The following is a 20,152-nucleotide window of genomic DNA, read 5'->3' as shown; positions in this document are numbered from 1 at the left end:
TCGAGGCGGGTGAGGTGGGGATGCGCGGCCGACGGGGAGACATCCCTGCAGGCCGCAGGCCACTCTGCCCGGTCGGCGGCCTCGAATGTCGGAGCCCCGCCGTAGGGTCCCCTCATCTGCAGCGCCTGACGCACCGCTCGACACCACGAGGAGCCGCCATGAACCGTCTCGATCAGCACCGGATCGATCAGCACCGTCTCGACCTGGTCCGCACCGTCGCCGCCGCCGACGCGCTCGGCGCGCCCTATGAGCTCGGCCTGCACCCTGGTCGCGAGCTGCCGCTGGACACCTTCGCTCCGGGCGGGGAGCGGCCGCGGGTCCGGATCCTCGGCGGCGAGGCGGACTACGGCACCTGGACGGACGACACCCAGATCGTCCTGATGGTGCTCGACGCCCTGCGCCGCTCCCCCGAGGATCCGGTCCCCGCCTACCGGGAGAACCTCCTGGCCTGGAGGAACGGGGCGTTCACCGCGCAGGGGCAACGCTTGGACGTCGGCAACCAGACGAGCCATGCGATCTCCCGCATCGCCCGCGGGGAGCAGGTCGAGCCGAGCACCTCCTCGGGCAACGCGTGCCTCATGGTCGCTATCGCCGTGCACGCCTCCGGTGCGGGCGCGGAGCATCTCGAGGCTCTCGTGCGCACCACGCACAACGGCGACAAGGCCGCGGCCGACGCCTCCGAGCTGTTCGGCATCCTCTCTGCAGCGGGCGCCGGCGCACCGGTGCCGCCGGTCGATCCCGCCCTCTTCGCGCAGACTCCGCCGTCGGGCTTCAGCGAGCACACGCTGATCCACGCTCGCCAGCGCTTCCACGAAGCCGCCTCTTTCACGGAGGGCATCGCCGCGATCAATGCCGCCGGCGAAGACACCGACTCGATCGCCGCGGTGTTCGGCGCGCTGTGCGCGGTCGCGGGCGGGGAGGCGATGGCCGCTCCGAGGGGTCTGCTCGACGAGCTCGTCGGCCAGGAGCTGCTGGAGCGCGCGGCAAGAGAGTGAACGGAGACAACCGCGCACGGTGGTTCGGCTAGCGTCGAAGCGGCTGCGCCTCGGCGCCGGCTCCTCCCCGTCACGGGGCCCTGCACGAAGAACGAGTCCTCCATGGTCACCGACCCGTCCCAGCCCGCCGCTTCCATCGATCCCGCGGGCACGGCCGCGCCGGCTCCTGCACTGAGCGCTCAGGTGCGCTCCGTCCTCGCGATCCTGATGGGCTCCGCGTTCGTCATGATGCTCAACGAGACCACTGTCGCGGTCGCGCTGCCCGCTGTGATGGCGGACTACGCCGTCTCCGCGGCGACCGCGCAGTGGCTGCTGACCGGCTTCCTGCTCACCATGGCCGTGGTCATGCCGACCACCGGCTGGATGCTGGAGCGCTTCACCACGAGGGCGGTCTTCGCCGCCGCGGTGGGATCGTTCCTGGTGGGGACCGTGCTGGCCGCGCTCGCGCCGACCTTCGCCGTGTTGCTGCTCGGGCGCATCGGGCAGGGCCTCGGCACCGCGATGCTCCTTCCCCTCATGCTGACGGTCACCATGACGCTGGTGCCCGCCGAGCGCCGCGGATCGGTGATGGGCGTGATCGCGGTGGTGATGGCCGTGGGCCCGGCCCTCGGGCCGACGGTCGCCGGCGCCGTTCTCGCCGTGACCACGTGGCACGGGATCTTCTGGATCATGGTGCCGCTCGTCGCCGCCGCCGGCATCCTCGGCATGATGCGCCTGCGCAACGTCAGCACGCCCGTGCACGTTCCGCTGGACGTGCTCTCGGTGCTGCTGTCGGTCGTGGCGTTCGGCGGGCTGGTCTACGGGCTCAGCTCGATCGGCATCATCCTCGCCGGCGGCTCCGCGGCCCTGGTCGCGATCGGCGTCAGCGTCGCCGGTGCACTGGGGCTCGCCCTGTTCGTCGGGCGCCAGCTCAGGCTCGCCCGCACCGAGAGCGCGCTGCTGGACCTGCGCCCGCTCGCCGTGCCCGGCTTCACCGTCCCGCTCATCGCGCTGCTCGTGCTGTTCGCCGCCCTGCTCGGCGTCATGAACACTCTTCCCCTGTACCTGCAGGGATCGCTGCTGGCCAGCGCGCTGGCCACCGGGCTCGTGCTGATGCCCGGAGGGCTCGTGGAGACGGTGCTCTCCCCCGTGGCCGGGCGCCTGTTCGACCGCGTCGGCCCCCGCCCCGTGGTCATCCCCGGCATGGTGTTCGCCTTCGGGGCCCTCGCCTGGCTGTCCACGGTCGACGAGACCACCTCGGTGTGGCAGATCGCGCTGATCCATGTGGTGTTCTCCATCGGCCTCGCCGCGTGCCTCTCCCCCCTGATGACCGCGGCGCTGGGCTCCCTGCCCGCCCCGCTGTACGGGCACGGCTCGGCGATCCTCAACACCGCCCAGCAGCTCGCGGGAGCCGCCGGCACCGCGGCGCTGATCGCGATCTTCAGCGCCGTCTCGGAGGGCTCGCGGTCCGGCGGCGCAGCCGAAGCGGTGGCGCTGGCCGACGGGGCCGGCACCGCGTTCCTGGTCGCCGCGATCGCAGTGGCCGCGGCGGGGGTGCTGTCGCTGGGGATCGGTCGGAAGCCCCCGGCGCAGACGGTCGCGGGCTGACGAGCAGGGCCAAGGCGGGGCCGGCGGAGCCGGGCGGCGCAAGATTGGGCGGGGCCGGGCGGCGGTCGAGCGGGGCGCTCTCGCCCACGCCGGCATTCCGGTGCGCTCAGGTACCTTTCCGGCGCGCGAAGGGTACGAGGGCGGGCCAAAGTCGGCAGTCAGGCCGGTCCCGGTCCCGTCGGCCCAGGCCCGGCGACCCGGTCCCTCGGACCGCCCCGCCCCCGCCCCGCCTCCGGCCCCGGAGGCGCGCCCCACCCCGCCTCCGGCCCGCCTCCGGCCCCCGAGGCGCGCTAGACCCCGAACACCCTCCGCACGATCGCGCGCTTGGCGGCGGAGAAGGGCGGCATGATCATGCGCAGCGTCTCGGGCGCGTAGGGCTTGGTGACCACGGGCTTGCGGTGGCTGAACCGCTCGAACGACGTCTGCCCGTGGTAGCTGCCCATGCCGCTCTCCCCCACCCCGCCGAAGGGGACGGTGGGCGCCGCGGCCTGCAGGATCGCGGCGCCGTCGACCACCGCGCCCGAGGACGTCCGCGCGATGAGCGCCTCGCGCACCGCGTCGTCCGCGGTGAACACGTAGAGGGCCAGCGGCTTCTCGTCGGCCCGGATGTAGGCGATCGCGGCGTCCACGTCGGCCACGGGAACGATCGGCAGGATCGGCGCGAAGATCTCCTCGCGCAGCACCGCGGGGGTCGTGGCCTCGGTGCGCTCCGCGGCAGGGTCGGCGGGCTGCTCCATGCGCAGGACCGTCGGCGCGATGAAGAGGTCCTCGCGCTGGGTCTGCCCGCCGACGAGCACCTCGCCCTGCGCGATGTAGGCGGCGGTGCGATCGAACTGCTTCGGGCTGACGATGCGCCCGAAGTCGGGGCTCGTGCCGGCGTCGCCGTAGAGGGCCTCGATCGCCCGCTCGATCGCGGCGGCGAGCGGGCCGACGCGCTCGGGGGTGGTGAGCACGTAGTCGGGCGCGATGCAGGTCTGGCCAGCGTTCAGATACTTCGCCCAGGCGAAGCGGCGCGCGGCCTCCTCGAGATGGGCGTCGTCGTCGAACCACAGCGGGGACTTGCCGCCGAGCTCCAATGTGACAGGGGTCAGATGCTCCGCAGCCGCGCGCATCACGACCCTTCCCACGGTCCCGTTGCCGGTGAAGACGATGTGGTCGAACCGGTGCTCCAGCAGGGCGGTCGTCTCCTCGACCCCGCCCTCGACGATCTGGACGGCGTCAGGATCGAGGTGCTGGGGGACGAGCTCGGCGAGCAGGGCGGAGACGTGGGGGGTGATCTCGCTGGGCTTCAGCACGACGGCGTTGCCAGCGGCGATCGCGCCGAGAACAGGGACCAGGAGCAGCTGCACCGGATAGTTCCAGGGCGCGATCACCAGCACCGTGCCGAGCGGCTCCGCCTCGAGACGGGCCGACGCCGGCTGCAGGACCAGCGGCAGGCTCGCTCGCTGAGGCTTCATCCAGGAGCGCAGGTTCTTCAGCGCGTGGTCGACCTCCGCGACCACCTGCGAGAGCTCGGTGACCTGGGCTTCGGTGGCGTTCTTGCGCAGATCCGTCCACAGCGCCTGCTCGAAGCGCTCCCGGTTCTCCAGCACCATCGCGCGCAGCGCCTTCAGCTGGGCCTCGCGCCACTCGACCGGGCGGGGAACCCCAGCGTCAGCGGCGCGGCGGGCGCGGGCGACGCGCTGCTCGATGACTGCGCGGTCGGTGGTGGGCGGGGCGGCGGCAGCGACCTTCTCGGCGCGAGTGATCGCAGGAGGGCGGCGATCCTCAGCCGCAGGGGCGCCTTCGGCGGGACGGGGGTCCGACATGCTCTGCTCCTTCGCTCGGCGAGCGCACCGGCCGGGGTTGCGGGGCCGGGCGCTGATGGAGCCGATCGTAGGAGAGGGGGCTGTCAGTCGGCAGGGCGTCGGACGGAGCGGCTGGGGTGCAGCGCACCCGGGCGGCTGGATCTCGGCAGCGGGCACCCGCCCAGGGCACCACTACGCTGGCTCCAGCCCTCCCCGCCACCCCCAGGAGCCCCCTCATGCGCCAGTTCACCCTCCCCGGCACCGACATCGCCGTCCCGAACGTCGTGCTCGGGCTGATGCGGATCGATCAGAAGTCCGACGACGAGATCCGCGAGCTCGTGCGCACCGCGCGCGATGCGGGCATCGACTTCGTCGACCACGCCGATATCTACGGCGGGGACCACCTGTGCGAGCGCCGGTTCGCGGAGGCCATGCAGCTCACGCCGTCGGAGCGCGAGCAGGTCACGATCCAGACCAAGTGCGGCATCGTGCCCTCGGAGTCCGGCACGTACTTCGACTACTCCTACGAGCACATCACCGCGCAGGTGGAGGGCTCGCTGAAGGCGCTGGACACCGACTACCTCGACATCCTCCTGCTGCACCGCCCCGACGCCCTCGTGGAGCCCGACGAGGTCGCTCGCGCCTTCGACGAACTGCACGCGAGCGGGAAGGTGCGCGCCTTCGGCGTCTCCAACCACACCCCGCGTCAGATCGCGCTGCTGCAGAAGTCGGTGGAGCAGAAGCTCGTCGCGAACCAGCTGCAGCTGTCGATCACGCACTCCCCGATCATCGCCCAGGGCATCTCCTCGAACATGTCCGAGCAGGACCAGTCCATGACGATCGACGGCGGCGGCATCGTCGACTACTGCCGCCTCAACGACATCACGATCCAGGCGTGGTCGCCGTTCCAGGGCGGCTTCTTCGACGGGGTGTTCCTCGGCAACGAGAAGTACGGCGAGCTGAACGCCGTGATCGACCGTCTGGCGGCGAAGTACGAGGTGGCGCCGGAGGCCATCGCGACCGCCTGGATCACCCGTCACCCTGCGCAGATGCAGGTCGTGCTCGGGACGACCACCCCGCAGCGTGTGCGCGACGCCGCCGCGGGCTCGGAGCTGCCGCTGACGCGGGCCGAGTGGTACGAGCTGTTCCGGACCGCGGGGCACATCGTCCCCTGAGGCGGGGGCCGCGGGAGCGCGGGGCCGGCAGCGGGGTGCGGCGGGGCGGGGCGGGGGCACTGCAGGAGGGCGGGCCCCCGGCAGACGCGGCCGGGCCGGCACGCGATGGGATGCGGGCAGCCCTGGCCATGTCCGATCGACCGACAGAATCCCGCCCGATACGGCATCAGCTGCGGCCACTCGCTGGCGGTACCGCAAAGTCCTCGGTCACAGGGCCACCCACGTGCACTGATGCACGTGAGCGGCTCTCACACCGCGGTTTCTGCTGGGGTGATGCGTGTGCCTCGGCGGGCGAGGGTGTGCTGCCCGGCCAGGTCTCGATTCGCAGGGGCTTGACCCCGGCGGGGCCGGCTCGTGGCCTCTCCGCAGCAGGAACCGCAAAGTCCGCGGTCCCAGGGCCGCTCACGTGCACTGGTGCACGTGAGCGGCCCTCACAGCGAGGTTTCTGCTGACGAAGTTCGAGCAGCCCGAGCTGGCCGACCAGCCCGATCAGCCCTGCAGCGCGGCGTACCTAGCAGCGAACGGCATGTAGTCCGATTCCCACACCTCGAGCCCCGGCAGCTGCGCACCGGTGACGGCCGCGGTGAGCCGGTCCAGGTACCACTCCCACCCGGCTCCGACATCGCCCAGCATCGCGGCGGGCACGTCGATGTGCCGGAACACGAGGCGGGTGCTGTCCCCGCCGTCGGAGCCCGGCGCATCCTCGAGCTCCACGCGCAGGCGCCATGCCCCCTCGCCGAAGGCCGAGCTGACCTCGAGCGCCTCCTCCGGGGTGCACTCGTGGATCGTGTACTCGGCCGCCTCCGCCTCCCCGGGCTCCGCAGTGCCCGTGACCTGCACCGTTCCGCTCGCGGGATCGCCGGTGAAGGTGCCGAACCAGGTGGCGAGGCCGTCGGACTCGGCGAGGCGGGACCAGACGTCGGACCGGGAGGCGGGGAGCTCGCGGGTGAGCACGAGGTCGGCGCCGTCGAGGGCGCCGGTGATGGATCGGTCTGCGGTCATGGTGCGCTCCTCAGGGTCGGGCCTCAGCACGGGCCTCGGGGTCGGCCTCAGCCCGGGCCGCAGGTCAGGTCTCGGATCGGGCGCTCGAACCCGGTGTCGGGGCAGCGCGCGGATCAGGTGCCCCCATCATGCGCCGTGTGCCAGGCTGGTGCCACTGCCCGGGGTGCCGCCCGTCGGACATGTCGTCTCGGCCTGTCGTTCCCGCCTGTCGGCGCGGGCCCCGCAGAAAGCTCGGTGTGAGAGCCGCTGACATGGCATAGTCCACGCGACCGGCTCTGGGACCGAGGACTTTGCGGAACCCGCCCCCTGTGTCAGCCCTCGCAGGCCTCCACCTGCAGGCCTCCACTCCAGAACCGGCCTGCACCCCCGCCCGCACACCCCGCAGCACACCCGCGCACCCCACCCCCGACCTCCAGGAGCACCCCATGCGCCGCACGATCCCGTTCCTCACCTTCCAGCCGTCCCGCGGCCAGCGCGCCGCCGAGGCGATCGCCCTGTACACGAGCCTGTTCGAGGGCGACCGCGTCCTCTCGCAGACCTTCTGGGACCCCGAGGCCCTGCCCGAGGGCCTCGATCCCGCCCACGCCGAGGGCGCGCTCATGCTCGCGGAGTTCGAGGTCGCCGGGCAGCGCATGCGCGCCTCGGACACGCTCATCCAGCACGAGTGGGATCTGACCCCCGGCGTCTCGCTGTGGCTCGAGTGCGACGGCGAGGACGAGCAGAAGGCCGTCCTGGCTGCGCTCGGCGAGGGCGGGCAGGAGCTGATGCCGCTGGGCGACTACGGCTTCGGGATGTTCGCCTGGGTGCAGGACCGCTTCGGCGTGACCTGGCAGCTCGCGCTCGTCGGCGAGACCAGCGCCACCGATGCCGAGGTCAGCGAGAACCTCTGACCGCACGCGCGCGGACCGCACGCGCGCGTCGGTGACCTCTGGCGCCGGCCGGCGGTGCGGCCGACGGTGCGGGCCGGCCGCGCTCGGCGGTCGTCCGCACAAAGATCGGTGTGAGGGCCGCTCACGTGCACCAGGGCACGCGAGCGGCTCTGTGACCGAGGACTTTGCGGATCAGACCGCGGGAGACCCCCCGGCCGCCCCGCCCGCACCACCAGCCCCACCAGGCTCGCCCGCACCAGCCCCATCGCCCGCGCCCGCGCCAGCCCCGCCAGCCGCCTCCACCGCTCGCACCGTCCCCGCCGCGGAGCCGACCTCGTCGGCCACGCGCTGCGTCGGGGACTCGACGGCCGCCTCGGCGGTGTCGGCGAGGAAGGCGTTCAGCCAGCGGGCGTCGGGGTCGGAGTCCACGAACAGCTCCTTGACCAGCAGCGTCATCGGCACGGACAGCAGCGCGCCCGCCGCGCCGAGCACCCACGACCAGAACAGCACCGACAGGAACGAGACGCTCGCGGAGAGGCCGACCGCCCGCCCGGTGACGCGGGGCTGCACGAGGCCCTGCAGCAGCATCGCGACGCCCACGCACAGCGCGACCACGATCACCGCGGTCCACGGCCCCTTCTCGAGGAGCGCCATGAGGGTGGGAGGGATCATCGCGAAGATGAACCCGATGTTCGGGATGTAGTTGCAGACGAACAGGAGCACGGCCCACACCCCGGGCAGCGGCACTCCGAGCGCCCAGAGGGCGAGGCCGTCGATGATGGCGACGATGAGGCCGAAAGCGGTCGTGACCAGCCAGTACGTCCGCACGGAACGGGAGAAGTCCACGAGGGCGTGGTAGCCGCGAGGGTGCACGCGCTCCACGGCGCGCATGCGCTCGGGCAGCCCTGCGGCGTCGAGGCCGAAGAAGACGATCGTGGCGACGGCCGCGGCGAGCAGGCCGCCGATCGCTCCGATCGAGCTGAGCGCCTGGTTGAGCACCCCCAGCAGGCTGGAGACGTTGAACGCGGAGACCCAGTCGTTGATCTGGCTCTCGCTGACTCCCCACCGGGACAGCTGGTCCAGCCCCTGGCGCAGCAGGGAGGTGAATCGGTCGCTGTACTGGGGCAGGACGGAGACGAGCTGCACCATCGTCCAGGCGATCGCCCCGAAGAACGCGAGCAGCGCGATCAGCACGGTGAGCATGCCCGCGATCGAGCCGACGATCCGCGGCATGCCGCGCCGCTCGAGCCAGGCGCCGAGCGGCCGCACGGCGATCATGAGGTTCAGCGCGAGGAACACCGGCACGATCAGCGCCGCCACCTGCTGCATCCCGGCGATCACGATCCACATCGCGGCGAGCGCCAGCAGGATCACGATGCCGCGCGGCAGCATCCGCGCGCGCGGCGCCGGGGGCGCGTCGATGCCCGTCGGGCCGACGGTCGCAGGGGTCGTGGGCGCGCCCGCGAGGCGTTCCGGGGTGAGGGGGGCGGGCTCCGCCGCCGAGGTGCTCATGCATGGATCGTAGAGCGCGCAGAGCGGAGGGCGAGGAGTCGCCCGGATAGCCTGGGCGCACTGCTCCCCTCGAAAGGCCGCCTCATGCGCATCCCCCGCACGCTCGCGATCATCCTGGCCGGCGGGGAGGGCTCGCGCATGGACGTGCTCACCGCCGCGCGCGCGAAGCCCTCGCTGCGCGTCGCCGGGAGCTACCGGCTGATCGACGTGGCGCTGTCGAACCTCGCGAACTCGCAGATCTCGGATGTGTGGATCGTCGAGCAGTACCTCCCGCACACGCTGAACGCGCATCTCTCGGCGGGTCGGCCCTGGGATCTGGACCGCAGCCACGGCGGCCTGCAGATCCTGGCCCCGTTCACGGGCGGCCCGGGCGAGGGCTTCGCGACCGGCAACAGCGACAGCCTGTGGCGCTTCCGCGAGCAGATCGCCGCGTTCGGCGCGGACCTCGTGCTCGTGCTGAGCGCCGACCACCTCTACACGCTGGACCTGCGCGACGTCATCGCCACGCACACGGATGCGAAGGCCGACCTGACGATCGTCACCACGTCGCACGATGATGACGCCTCCCGCCACGGCGTCGTGAAGGCGACACCGCGCGGGCGGGTGAGCGCGTTCTGGTACAAGCCGGAGGAGCCGCCGACGGATCTCGTCGCCACCGAGGTGTTCTGCTTCGGCGCCGACGCGCTCGTGGAGGCGCTCGAGGAGCTCGGCGCAGGTCCCGGCGCGAAGGAGAGCGGCCTGGAGGACTACGGCGACGACCTCGTGCCCTGGTTCGTCGAGAACCGCCGCACGGTCGAGCACCGCCTCGAGGGGTACTGGCGCGACATCGGCACGATCGAGTCGTACTGGCGCGCGCACATGCACATCCTCGACGGCATGGGCCCGGCGCTCGATGACGCCGACTGGCCGATCCGCTCCGCCCAGCCGCAGCTGCTCCCGGCGAAGGTCGAGGAGGGGGCGGTGGTCTCCGAGTCGCTGCTCGCGGCGGGCTCCAGCGTCGCCGGGACCGTGCGCCGCAGCGTGCTCAGCCCCGGCGCCCGCGTCGATCCGGGCGCCGAGGTCACCGACTGCGTGCTCCTGGACGGGGCGCGCGTGGGCGCCGGGGTGCACCTGAAGGGCTGCATCGTGGACGTCGGCGCGCAGGTCGTCGGCCCGGCGGAGCCCGGCGCTGACGGCGCGGAGCTCGGCACCGGGGGCACCTCCGGGAGGGCCGACGGGATCCGCGAGGTGGGCGCCGAGGGGCAGGTCACCGTGATCGGGCCCGACGGCGCGGTCGCGGAGGTCGACGAGGTCGGCGGCAGCTCCGACGGCACGGCGGCGAGCGCATGACAGCGACTCTCCAGACGCCGACGGGCACGGGCACCGGACCGGCCACAGGCCCGGCACGGCTCGCGTGGGGCGCGGTCGCGGTGCTCTCCGTGGTCGGGCTGTGCATGGCGACCTCGCTCACCGTGACCGAAGCCGTCACCGGTGTCAGCGGGCAGAGCCTCAGCCAGGCGCTCGCTCGGCTCTTCTCCTACTTCACGATCCTCACGAACCTGCTGGTCGCGATCGTCGCGATCCCGCTGATGCTGGGCCGGGCGCTCGGCCCTGTGCTGCGGGCGCTGCTGATGAATGCGGTCGCGGGGATCGTCATCACCGGGGTCGTGCACTGGTTCCTGCTGCGGCCCTTTGATGACCCGCAGGGGCTGCACGTCATCACCGACGGGATCCAGCACGTCGCGATCCCCTGGCTCGCCCCGCTGGCGTGGCTCCTGACCGGACCTTTCGGACTGCTGCGGCTGCGGGACCTCGTCGCAGCCGCGGTGTTCCCGCTGCTCTATGCGGCCGTGACCCTGCTGCGCGGCGCGATCACCGCCTGGTACCCCTACGGCTTCATCGACGCCGGTGTGCTCGGCTACCCGCAGGCGCTGCGGATGGCCGCGATCATCCTCGCGGTGATGATGCTGCTGTCAGCGGCGATGTGGGCGCGGGACGCGGCGGTGCGGAGAGCGCGGCAGCGCTGAGCAGGGCCTGCTGAGGCAGCGCCTGCTGAGGCAGAGCCTCGGCAGCGGGCCTTCAGTCGCAGCTCATCAGCTGCGGCTCATCAGCAGCGCCGCGTTCGTCGCGCTGGGGTTGATCACGAACATCGTGAGGAGAACGGCCTCGAGGTCCTCGCCGATCTTCCCGAGCGCCCGCGCGGCGGGGCTCTCCGCGGCCAGCTCGGTGATGCGCCGGTCGAGCTCGCGGCGGCTGAGCTCGGGGACGTCGTCCTTCAGGATCGCGTGCGCGATATCGGCTGAGCGCAGGAACTGCAGGAGCACCACGTCGCGCTCGTCGGGCTGCGCGCGACCGGTGACGATGTCGGCCAGATGCGCGCGCAGGGCGTCCTCGAGGGCGCCATCGCGCTCCGGGAAGGACGCGCTGAACAGGCCGTCCTTCCGCTCGATGGCGCCGGAGTCGATGAGCGGACCGGCAGTGGCCTCCACGAGGTTCATCCGGCGGTTCTGCACGATCGCGTCGATGCGCTTGCGGGGCATCTCGGCGAGCGCGGCGAGGGCCTGGTCGAGCTCGGGGATGCCCGTCGGCGCGGAGTCGAGGATCTCGATGCGGGGATTCTTCTCCTCGCTGAAGGCGATGCGGCCGCGCAGGGCGAGGTCGGCGATGGCGGCGGCGGCGATCGCGTGGGTGCGGGTGTCGGACGCCGCGGACTTCCCGCGGTCATCGGTCAGCAGGAGGAAGATCTCGGCGGTCAGGGGCGCACGGTTCGTCATGGGGGCAGTCTCGGGAGGGCGATCCTGCCGCGCACCCAGCGAGGTCTCAGGCCCGGCAGTGTTCACCGGCCGTTCGCCGGGGCAGCCCAGCGGGGCTGCTCAGCGGGGCGGGTTCAGGCGGGCGGGGTGTCCCAGATCCGACTCGCCAGCAGGGTCAGCGCCGCGGGCGAGGTGTCCACCGACCACAGGCAGAGGCTGATCACGCGCAGCTCCTCACCCGCCGGGCCGAGGGCGGCGACAGCAGGGCTGCCGCTCGTCAGCTCTACGATCCGCTCGGTGAGCCTGCGCCCCTTCAGGCCCCCCGCGAGGCGCCCGAGGACATCGTGCAGATGCTCCGCCGGGATCAGCAGGTCCAGCAGGAGCAGATCCTGGGCCGAGGCCTCGGCGCGTCCGTCGAGGATCCCGCCGAGGTGTGCCTGCAGAGCGCCCTTGAGGGCGCGGTCGCGCGCGGGGTAGGCGGCGCCGAGCAGTCCGCTCCTGCGCTCGATCGCGCCGCTGGCGATGAGGTTGCCCGCGGTCGCCTCCACGAGGTCCATGCTCGGGTGGCGGATCACCGCATCCAGTCGGGCGCCCGGCAGGTCGGCGAGCGCGGCGAGGGCCTGGTCGAGCTCCGGGATCCCCACCGGCGAGGCGTCGAGGATCCGGGCGGTGCCCGTCTCGTCCCGGGTGATCGCGATCCGGCCGCGCAGGGCGAGCTCCATCAGGGCTGCGGCTGCGATCGCGTGGCGGCGCCGCTCCGCGGATTCGACCCTGCCGCGGTCGTCGGTGAGCAGGAGGAAGGCCTCGGCGGTCAGGGGCGGGCGGTTCGTCATGCGAGCAGTGTGCCGGGCATGGCCGGCAGGCGCATCCAGGCGGTTCGCGGCATGCGCGTGGCGCTGGGGCTGCGCGGGGCCGACGGAGGCGCGGGGCCGAGGGAGGGGCGGGGCCGATGGAGGGGCGGGGCCGACGGGGGGGGCCGACGGAGGGACGAGATCCGAGTGCCCCTCGCACCGCTCAGGCACTGCGGCGTAGATTGGGCGCATCCGCAGTTCCCCGGGCGAAGGAGGCAGAGATGAACGACAACAACGACCTGCACGAGGGCGAGAACCTCGAGAAGAGCGCGTCGGAGGAGATGCCCCAGGAGGGCGAGACCACCGAGGACGCTCAGGCGCAGACCACCACGGACGACGCCCAGAAGGCCGATTCCTGAGCCTCGCCCTCGCGCCGAGCGGCCCCGCACCCGGATCACCGGATGCGGGGCCGCTTCCGTGGGCGGGGACGGAGCGGGCGGTGCTGGTGGCGGCGCCGGCCGATTGCGGCCCGCCCAGGTACCCTTCGCGTCGCGCAAAGGTACCGGAGCGGGCCTGCCGAGGGCGCGACGGCCCGACCGCGTCCGAGGGGTGAGCAGTATTCGCCGGACCCGCCGGTAACCGGCGGCGGGCCCGTACTGTCGAGAGCGGTCCACCTGGACGGCAGCCGCTGTTCTACCGCAGCAGGAGCCTCCGATGACCGCATCCTCCGCATTCCCCTCCCCCCTGCCCTCTCCGTCGGCCGACGGCGCCGCGGCGCCCGCCCCGGCCGGGGCCCCGCGCCGCGCCCCGAACGCGCACCTGTCGGACTTCACCGCGCTCAGCGCCCGCATCAAGAGCGCGGGGCTGCTGCAGCGGGCCTACGGGCACTACTGGCGCCGCCTCATCGGCCTGCCGCTGATCGGGGCCGCTCTCGTGGTCGCGTTCCTGCTGATCGGCGACTCGTGGTGGCAGATGCTGATCGCCGCCGCGTTCGCCCTGCTCATGACGCAGGTCGCGTTCCTCGGGCACGACGCCGCGCACCGGCAGATCTTCGCGTCGGCCCGGTGGAACGAGTGGGTCTCGCTGCTGGTGGTGAACCTCGGCGCGGGCATGGGGCTCGGCTGGTGGAACGGCAAGCACTCCAAGCACCACGGCTCGCCGAACACCGTCGGCACCGATCCCGACATCGCCCCCGGCGTGCTCGTGTTCGCGCCCGGCGACGCACAGGCCCGCCGGACCCGCCTCGGCCGCTGGCTGACGGCTCGCCAGGGCCTGTTCTTCTTCCCGCTGCTGCTCCTGGAGGGCGTGAACCTGCACGTCCAGGGCATCTCCCGCCTGCTGTCGAAGCGGCCGATCAAGCGGCGCGCGGTCGAGCTCACCTTCATCGCGGTGCGACTGGTCGCGTTCTTCGCGCTGATCTTCCTGGTGCTCTCGCCGGGCAAGGCGCTCGCGTTCGCCGCGGTCGAGCTCGGCGTGTTCGGCCTCTGCATGGGGCTCGCCTTCGCGCCGAACCACATCGGCATGCCGATCCTCCCCAAGGGCGTGAAGGTCGACTTCCTGCGCCGCCAGGTGCTCATGAGCAGGAACATCTCCGGCGGGCGGATGGTCGACGTGCTCATGGGCGGGCTGAACCTCCAGATCGAGCATCACCTCTTCCCCTCGATGGCGCGCCCGAACCTGCGCCGCGCGGCGCCGATCGTGCGCGAGTACTGCCGCAGCCTCGGCGTCGCGTACCACGAGACCCCGCTCGGCCGCTCGTACCGCGAGGTCGCGGAATACATCAACCAGGCCGGTCGCGGCGGTCTCGACGTGTGGGCCTGCCCGCTGTCGCAGCAGCTCGGGCGGGGGTGAGAGCGGGGCCTGGACGGGGCCGCCCGACACAGGAGCAGAAAGGTTAGTGTTGAGAGTCCAACCGCGCCCGAAATGCCCGCGCGGCATCCCTCCCCTCCCCGATCGAGGCACCCCATGACGCAGTCCCCGTACACCCAGCCCGAGCCCCACCAGGGCTCCTCCGCCGCTCCGCGCAGCGAGGGCGCGCCTGCAGCTCCCTTCCAGGACCCCTGGGGCGCGTCGAGCACCGCGCAGTCCCCCGCGGCTCCCGCGAGCGATCCCGCGGTCGGCGCCTACGGCACCGGCTACCCCGGCTCGCCGTCGGCCGGCACCCACACGGGCGGACAGCCGACGGGCGCAGGCACCACGGCAAAGGGCTTCTTCGGCGCGATCTTCGACTTCTCGTTCCGCCACTTCGTGACGATCCGCTTCGTGCAGGTCTTCTACATCATCGGCATCGCCTGGGCGATCCTGAACTACGTGGGCGGCCTCATCATGTCGCTCATCATGGGCGCCGGCATGAGCTACTACGACGACTTCTCCATCTGGCCGTTCCTGCTGTACCTCGTGTTCGGCTGGATCTTCCCCGTGCTGACGATCCTCCTGCTGCGCGTGGGCCTCGAGTTCGTGGTCGCCACGATCCGCACCTCGCAGAACACCACCGAGATCGTCGACCAGCTGAAGACGCGGGGCTGATCCCCGGACGGAGCGCCCGCCGCCGGCCCTGAGCCGGCGCGGGCCGCCAAGCGCGACGTGCTTGCCGCCCGCTCAGGGCGGCCGCTTGCGGCCTGCTCAGCGCGGCCTGCTTGCGGCCCGCTCCGGTACCTTTCGCGTCGCGGAAAGGTACCGGAGCGGGCCGCAGCGTGTTCCGGGGTCTGGCGTTGCCAGGCCGCAGCGCGTACCCGGGTCCGACGCCCCAGAACTCGCCCTCCCCGAACAGACAGCCCCGCCCTACCTCCCGCATAGCTCGCCGACAGGTGCGCGCGGTCCGATGGCTTCTCCGACGATCGCACGGAGGTTCCAGTGCCCCGCTCCACCCGACCCGCCCGCTCCGCCCGCCCCGCTCAGTCCGCTCACCCCGCCGACGCCGCCCCCTCTCGCAGCGCGGCCCGCTTCTCCCGCCGCAGCCTGCTGCTGTCGGCCCTGCTCGCCGGCGGCGGTGCGACGGCGCTGGCCGCCTGCGGATCCACGACCGGCTCCTTGTCCGGCGTCGCGGCGCTCACCTCGGTGGACGGCAGCGCCGAGCGCACCTAGGCCAGCTCCCTGTGGGATCCGAGCGTCCTGCACACGATCGATCTCACGATCGACGCGGCCGAGCTCTCCGCGATGCTCGAGGCGTTCCTCGCGAGCTCCGACAAGGAGTGGATCACCGGCACCGCCGTCATCGACGGCCAGAGCTTCGAGAACGTCGGCTTCACGCTCAAGGGCAACTCCTCGCTGGAGGGCATCACCGCCGACACCGACCCGGCGACCCTCCCCTGGCGCATCCGCCTGGACAAGAACGTCGAGGGGCAGAGCCTCGACGGCGCCGCCGACATCGTCGTGCGCGACAGCACGACCGCGAGCGCCCTGAACGAGGCGGTGGCCCTGGACATGCTCGCGAATGCCGGCCTCGCCTCGCAGCTCTCCTCCCCCGCCTCCCTCACCGTCAACGGCGGCGCCCCGCAGCTGCGCCTGATCCTCGAGTTCCTCGACACCGCGTGGATGACCTCGGTGTTCTCGGCCGACGGCACGCTCTTCAAAGCGGAAGCGGGCGGCGACTACAGCTACCGCGGCGATGCCGCCGAGGACTACGACGGCGTGTTCGACGTCGAGGGCGGGGAGGAGAACTACGCCCCGCTCGCCGCGTTCTTGAAGTTCGTCAACGAGGCCGACGACTCCGCGTTCGCATCGGAGCTCTCCCAGCATCTCGACGTCGACGCCTTCGCCCGCTACCTCGCCTTCGAGGACCTGATCGGCAACTTCGACGACATCGACGGCCCCGGCAACAACTCCTACCTCTACTACGGGCCCGACGCGGGCACGATGACGGTGGTCGCCTGGGACCACAACATGGCCTTCGGCGTCGGCCCCGGCGGGGGCGGCCAGGGCGGTGGCAGGGGTCCCGGCGGGATGGGCGGGACCCAGGACGGCCAGCGTGGCGCACCGCCCGCCGGGGCGATGCCCGGCGGCGCTATGCCAGATGGAAGCGCGCCCGACGGCGCCGCAGCCCCGTCGGACGCGGGCGGCGCAGCTCCGGCAGCCGGAGCCCAGGGCGCCGGTCAGGCCGCCGGCCAGGGCGGAGCTGGTCGCGGCGGCGGCATGGGCGGGAAGAACATCCTGGCCACGCGCTTCGCCGCGGATTCGACGTTCTCACAGCTCGTCACCGAGCAGGCCGCGACCTTGCGCACGGACCTCGTGGACACGGGCGCGGCGAAGGCGATCGTCGAGGCTCGTGCGAAGGTGCTGACGGATACGGCGTCCGCTCTGATCTCGGCCGACGACGTCCAGTCCGATGCCGACGCGATCCTCGCCGCGCTGGACGGGACGTCGAGTTCGGCGAGTGCGGGGCAGCCCGGCGGCGCGGGCACGGGCGCTGGCGTCGGCACGGGCGCGAGCGACGGGGGCAGCTGACCCACGGAGCAACGCCTGCGCCGCCCGCGTTTCGGCCCGCCTGGGTACCTTTCATCGCAGCGAAAGGTACCGGGCTGGGCCGCATTCCCGCCTCGCGTCGCGCCAGTTCCCCGGCTGCACGATCTGCCTCAGCAGACGGTGCGCTGCTGGAGGAGTGGTGCCGTGCGCTCGAGCAGACGCGCGAGCCCGGCCTCATCGCCATCGTGCAGCACGTGGAAGGCGATCATCTGGAGGGGGAAGAGGTCCCGGTACGTCTCCGCGCGGCCGGGGGTCCTGCCTGGCGCGATCGCATCGATCACGTTCCAGCCGTGCCACCATGCGAGCGAGGCGAGGTCCTCCTCGGGGTCCTCCAGCGTGGCAAGGTCCCAGTCGAGGACGCCGCTGACCGCTCCGCCGCTCCAGAGGACGTTCGTGCCGGCGAGGTCTCCGTGCCCGAAGCAGAGGTCGACGGGGGCGAGCGATGCGTAGGCGTCGATCCGCGCCCGGGCCTCCCCGCGCAGATCCTCCTGCAGGAGCGGGACGACGCGATCGCGCAGGACACGCTCCCAGCCGTCCCCGCCCATGAAGGCATGCCTCTGCGCGAGGTCGGGACAGGAGGGGCCCAGCTCCACGCCGTGCACAGCATCCAGCAGTTCCCGGAGGGGTCCGGGGTCTCCACTGCGGGGCGGATGGGGCTCGCCGCTCAGTCTCATCGTGGGGATGGCTGTCGCTCCGCCGGCGGTGGCGGTCGGCCCGGTCGAATGGGGCACTGCGAAGGGCAGGTCGAGGAGGGAGTCGACGAGGCGCTGAGCGCGTTCGATCTCCGGGCCGCGCTGGCGATCACGAGCCACGCGCACCGCGGTGCGCGGCGTGAGGAGGACCAGGGATCCCGTGCCGACCTCGCACACCTCCACGTCTCGCAGCGGCGTGCGGTCACCTGCCCCCTCGAGAGCCCGACGCACCGCGCTTCTCACGTCTGAGCCGTCCCACATCGCGCTCCTCCTATCTTCCGCCTCCACAAGAAATCGGCACCCCAGCGCACCCATCCATGATGGAGTGCGGGCCACGGCGACCTCTGCACCGCTCCGCTCAAGAGATCCTCCAGATCTCCAGCTTCTCCCAGTCGGGGACGAACCCCATCGCGCTCTGGGGTGTGAGCCCCAAGACGGATGGGTGCTTCTTCATCGCCGTCACGAAGTCGTTGCGGAACCGCGAATCCGGATGGATCGTCTGCAGCAGGTAGGCGAGCACTGTCGCCAGGAAGTAGAGCTTGCGCCGATCGACATCCACGAGGTGATGAAGGGAGGGCTCGACCATGCGGACGTTGATCTTGTCCGGTTCGAAGACGAACGTCCGGTTCCAGATGCGCGCTGTGTGGGCACAGTGATTGCGGAGCGTATTCAGCGCGCGCAGCCAGCCGTAGAGGACGTTCTGATTGCTGACCTTCAGCCGCTGCGCGATATCTCGGCTCAGGTTCGGCTCGAGGAGGTCGTACAGGCTCACGAGGCTGCCCATGGTCAGGAACTCCGCGGCGACCCAGATGGGGAACTCCCCCTCATATCGCGAGACGAAGTGCTGGACGTACGGCTCCCTGCCGGCTTGCTTCTGGAGCTTCTGGTACTCCACGATCCATGAGGCATGGAACGTAGCAGCGCGCGCCCCAGGCCGAGAGTCGACGCGAGCGCACCTGATCGAGTCGAGCCCGACCTGGTTGACGTGCCCGAAGGGATCCCTCTTGCCGAGACCATAGGCGAGGCGCGTCCTGAGCCCGACTTCGAGCTCCTGCAGCCCTCCGAGGAGCGCCTTGCGCAAGCGGTGGTCCGAGTCATGAAGGGCGACAGCGTCGCGAAGACAGGCTCCATCGCGGAACTCGTCGAGCCTGAGCTTGCCGTCCTTGTCCTCCGGATCCAGCTTCCGAAGGGGGAAGGTGTAGGCAGACAGTCGGTAGTAGCCGATGCGCTTCAGGGTCTCCACGGCCTGGTCTCGACAACCCACGTCGAGGCCTCGCGCGTCGAGGAGGGAGGCCTGCTGCTCGTAGCCGAGATGCGGCTTGGAGTACCTCATCCGGCGAGTGTGACACGTAGGGCAGAAAAAACCGGGCCATGCACGACGGTCGGCGCGAACCAGTTGTCGGGAGAGGGCCCGGTGTTTATGCGGGAACCATACCCGCGTCACGGTGTCCACGCCAAGCACCGACGGGCAACGGTGAGCAACTTCGCCCCGACGGTCCTTATCGCAGGCGTCTCGGGCACCCCGGGAGAGGTGGGGTCCCGCCCGCCCCGTCACCGCGCGAGCAGCTCCTCCGTCGTCGTCCCCGGCACGGCGAGGCTGACCTGCGTGCCCCACGGGTCGGTGACGACCACGCGCTGGCCCTCGTCGGCGAACGGGATGCCGCGGGCGCGCAGGCGGGCGACGAGGGCGTCGAGCTCCTCGCGCTGCGGGACAGTGATCGCGACGTCGCCGAGGCCGAGGGTCGCGGCGCGCGGACCGGCGCCGGCGCTGTTCCAGGTGTTCATCGCGACGTGGTGGTGGTAACCACCGGCGGAGGCGAACAGGGCCGAGGGATGCGAGCCGACGGTGGTCTCGAAGCCCAAGGCATCGACGTAGAACGCGCGGGCGGTGGGGATGTCGCCGACCTGCAGGTGCACGTGGCCGATCTTCCCGGCGAGCGCAGGCCCGGCGGTCAGGGCGGCCTCGGTGAGGTGGTCCTGGAGGTAGGCGTTGGGGTCGAGGAACAGGGTCGTCATCTCGACCTCGCCGGCCGCGTTGTACGTCCACTGCGAGCGGGGCCGGTCGACGTACAGCTCGATGCCGTTCCCCTCGGGATCGGTGAAGTAGAAGGCCTCGGAGACGAGATGATCGCCGGAGCCGACATACGTGCCCCGCGGATCCTGCGCGGCGCGCGCGAGTGTCGCCGACAGGCTCGCCTTGTCCTCGAAGAGGAAGGCGGTGTGGAACAGCCCCGCGTCGCGCTGGTTCCAGCGCGGGAGGTTCGGGGTGCCGACGAGCCGCACCATCGGCACGCCGTTCCGCCCGAGCACGCGGTGCACCTCGGTGCCGCGGCTGCGCTCCTCCAGGGGCACCAAAGCGAGCGCATTCTCGTAGTACGAGCTCATGAGCGCGAGATCGCCGACGCGCAGGGTCACGGCGTCCATGGAGGTCGCCGGGTGCAGGTGGAGCTCGCTCGTGGGGGTGGCCGGGCCGGGCTCGGCGCCCGTCGCGGCGGGGGTGGCGGGGGTGGCGGGCTGGGTGCTCATGGGGCCTCCTGGCAGGTCGCGGC

Annotated in this window: 19 protein-coding genes; 11 read left to right on the top strand and 8 right to left on the bottom strand. The window is 72.0% G+C overall.

Going from position 1 to position 20,152, the window contains the following annotated elements:
- Positions 1-158 precede the first annotated feature (158 nt).
- On the top strand, positions 159-995 hold the full coding sequence (locus tag Bequi_RS12515) for an ADP-ribosylglycohydrolase family protein (RefSeq protein ID WP_249738273.1): 837 nt from the start codon (positions 159-161) through the stop codon (positions 993-995).
- 102 nt (positions 996-1,097) lie between these two features.
- Complete coding sequence (locus Bequi_RS12510) at positions 1,098-2,582, top strand: DHA2 family efflux MFS transporter permease subunit (RefSeq protein WP_249738272.1); 1,485 nt, start codon at positions 1,098-1,100, stop codon at positions 2,580-2,582.
- Between the two features lie 290 nt (positions 2,583-2,872).
- Here the strand turns inward: Bequi_RS12510 and Bequi_RS12505 are convergent, their stop codons facing one another.
- Entirely contained in the window at positions 2,873-4,390 is a 1,518-nt protein-coding gene (locus tag Bequi_RS12505; RefSeq protein WP_249738271.1) for an aldehyde dehydrogenase family protein, read from the bottom strand.
- A 215-nt stretch (positions 4,391-4,605) separates the two neighbouring features.
- Here Bequi_RS12505 and Bequi_RS12500 point away from each other — a divergent pair, with 215 nt between their 5' ends.
- Positions 4,606-5,544 carry an aldo/keto reductase gene (locus Bequi_RS12500; protein ID WP_249738270.1) on the top strand — a complete coding sequence of 313 codons (939 nt, stop codon included), beginning with the start codon at positions 4,606-4,608 and terminating at the stop codon, positions 5,542-5,544.
- A 489-nt stretch (positions 5,545-6,033) separates the two neighbouring features.
- On the opposite strand, the gene Bequi_RS12495 is transcribed toward Bequi_RS12500, so the two are convergent.
- The gene (locus tag Bequi_RS12495; protein WP_249738269.1) at positions 6,034-6,546 is read right to left on the bottom strand and encodes an SRPBCC domain-containing protein; all 513 of its coding nucleotides are present in this window, start codon (positions 6,544-6,546) and stop codon (positions 6,034-6,036) included.
- Between the two features lie 425 nt (positions 6,547-6,971).
- Between Bequi_RS12495 and Bequi_RS12490 the strand changes: the two genes are divergently transcribed.
- The gene (locus Bequi_RS12490; RefSeq protein WP_249738268.1) at positions 6,972-7,436 is read left to right on the top strand and encodes a VOC family protein; all 465 of its coding nucleotides are present in this window, start codon (positions 6,972-6,974) and stop codon (positions 7,434-7,436) included.
- A gap of 171 nt (positions 7,437-7,607) precedes the next feature.
- Here Bequi_RS12490 and Bequi_RS14295 read toward each other — a convergent pair whose 3' ends face one another.
- The gene (locus Bequi_RS14295) at positions 7,608-8,927 is read right to left on the bottom strand and encodes an AI-2E family transporter (RefSeq protein ID WP_283775003.1); all 1,320 of its coding nucleotides are present in this window, start codon (positions 8,925-8,927) and stop codon (positions 7,608-7,610) included.
- 84 nt (positions 8,928-9,011) lie between these two features.
- On the opposite strand from Bequi_RS14295, the gene Bequi_RS12480 reads away from it, so the two are divergent.
- Positions 9,012-10,256 carry a glucose-1-phosphate adenylyltransferase family protein gene (locus Bequi_RS12480; RefSeq protein ID WP_249738267.1) on the top strand — a complete coding sequence of 415 codons (1,245 nt, stop codon included), beginning with the start codon at positions 9,012-9,014 and terminating at the stop codon, positions 10,254-10,256.
- Positions 10,253-10,933 carry a Pr6Pr family membrane protein gene (locus Bequi_RS12475; protein WP_249738266.1) on the top strand — a complete coding sequence of 227 codons (681 nt, stop codon included), beginning with the start codon at positions 10,253-10,255 and terminating at the stop codon, positions 10,931-10,933. The genes Bequi_RS12480 and Bequi_RS12475 overlap by 4 nt, the downstream gene beginning before the upstream one ends.
- A gap of 66 nt (positions 10,934-10,999) precedes the next feature.
- Here the strand turns inward: Bequi_RS12475 and Bequi_RS12470 are convergent, their stop codons facing one another.
- Both Bequi_RS12470 and Bequi_RS12465 read right to left on the bottom strand, forming a co-directional pair.
- Positions 11,000-11,680 carry a GOLPH3/VPS74 family protein gene (locus Bequi_RS12470; protein WP_249738265.1) on the bottom strand — a complete coding sequence of 227 codons (681 nt, stop codon included), beginning with the start codon at positions 11,678-11,680 and terminating at the stop codon, positions 11,000-11,002.
- Between the two features lie 113 nt (positions 11,681-11,793).
- The gene (locus tag Bequi_RS12465) at positions 11,794-12,492 is read right to left on the bottom strand and encodes a GPP34 family phosphoprotein (protein ID WP_249738264.1); all 699 of its coding nucleotides are present in this window, start codon (positions 12,490-12,492) and stop codon (positions 11,794-11,796) included.
- A gap of 239 nt (positions 12,493-12,731) precedes the next feature.
- Between Bequi_RS12465 and Bequi_RS12460 the strand changes: the two genes are divergently transcribed.
- From Bequi_RS12460 to Bequi_RS12440, 5 genes are all read left to right on the top strand, one after another.
- Complete coding sequence (locus Bequi_RS12460) at positions 12,732-12,869, top strand: hypothetical protein (RefSeq protein WP_249738263.1); 138 nt, start codon at positions 12,732-12,734, stop codon at positions 12,867-12,869.
- Positions 12,870-13,164: 295 nt separating this feature from the next.
- The gene (locus Bequi_RS12455; protein ID WP_249738262.1) at positions 13,165-14,301 is read left to right on the top strand and encodes a fatty acid desaturase family protein; all 1,137 of its coding nucleotides are present in this window, start codon (positions 13,165-13,167) and stop codon (positions 14,299-14,301) included.
- 114 nt (positions 14,302-14,415) lie between these two features.
- Positions 14,416-14,976 (top strand): DUF4282 domain-containing protein, encoded by a 561-nt coding sequence (locus Bequi_RS12450; protein ID WP_249738261.1) that lies wholly within the window; start codon positions 14,416-14,418, stop codon positions 14,974-14,976.
- Positions 14,977-15,303: 327 nt separating this feature from the next.
- A complete protein-coding gene (locus Bequi_RS12445; protein WP_249738260.1) occupies positions 15,304-15,534 on the top strand; it encodes a hypothetical protein in 231 nt (76 codons plus the stop codon).
- 72 nt (positions 15,535-15,606) lie between these two features.
- Complete coding sequence (locus Bequi_RS12440; RefSeq protein ID WP_249738259.1) at positions 15,607-16,893, top strand: CotH kinase family protein; 1,287 nt, start codon at positions 15,607-15,609, stop codon at positions 16,891-16,893.
- Between the two features lie 128 nt (positions 16,894-17,021).
- Here Bequi_RS12440 and Bequi_RS12435 read toward each other — a convergent pair whose 3' ends face one another.
- The 3 genes from Bequi_RS12435 to Bequi_RS12425 all read right to left on the bottom strand — a co-directional run bounded on the left by Bequi_RS12435 (position 17,022) and on the right by Bequi_RS12425 (position 20,129).
- Complete coding sequence (locus Bequi_RS12435) at positions 17,022-17,864, bottom strand: phosphotransferase family protein (protein WP_249738258.1); 843 nt, start codon at positions 17,862-17,864, stop codon at positions 17,022-17,024.
- A gap of 97 nt (positions 17,865-17,961) precedes the next feature.
- Positions 17,962-18,936: an Abi family protein gene (locus Bequi_RS12430; RefSeq protein ID WP_249738257.1), complete on the bottom strand. Its 975-nt coding sequence runs from the start codon at positions 18,934-18,936 to the stop codon at positions 17,962-17,964.
- A 218-nt stretch (positions 18,937-19,154) separates the two neighbouring features.
- On the bottom strand, positions 19,155-20,129 hold the full coding sequence (locus tag Bequi_RS12425; RefSeq protein WP_430623122.1) for a VOC family protein: 975 nt from the start codon (positions 20,127-20,129) through the stop codon (positions 19,155-19,157).
- Positions 20,130-20,152 lie beyond the last annotated feature (23 nt).

Source organism: Brachybacterium equifaecis (assembly GCF_023509525.1).
GTDB lineage: Bacteria > Actinomycetota > Actinomycetes > Actinomycetales > Dermabacteraceae > Brachybacterium > Brachybacterium equifaecis.
Note: the sequence above shows the minus strand (reverse complement) of the source record. Positions and strands in the feature narration are given on the sequence as shown.